Below are 270 nucleotides of genomic sequence, written 5' to 3'. Positions count from 1 at the left end.
GGATATCGGTACGCTTTATCTTTTGAAGTTTTATACCGACGTTCTGGGGCTGCCAGGCACCTATGGCGGCATTATCTTTTTGATTTCAAAATTCTTTACTGCGTTTACCGATATGGGTACCGGCATTATGTTGGATTCCCGACGCAAGATCGGTCCAAAAGGTAAGCTCCGTCCTTTTATTCTGTATGCGTCATTCCCGGTCACCTTACTGGCGATCGCCAACTTTGTCGGCACACCGTTTGATGTCACCGGTAAAACGGTGATGGCCAC

At 47.8% G+C, this 270-nt stretch carries 1 protein-coding gene; it reads left to right on the top strand.

The annotated features are described in order from the left end of the window. Nucleotides 1–270, top strand: a 270-nt coding sequence (locus SB719_RS20290) for an MFS transporter (RefSeq protein WP_412159761.1), incomplete at both ends; no start/stop codon positions are given.

The organism is Pantoea sp. SIMBA_079, from assembly GCF_046940275.1.
Classification (GTDB): domain Bacteria; phylum Pseudomonadota; class Gammaproteobacteria; order Enterobacterales; family Enterobacteriaceae; genus Pantoea; species Pantoea borealis.
Note: the sequence above shows the minus strand (reverse complement) of the source record. Positions and strands in the feature narration are given on the sequence as shown.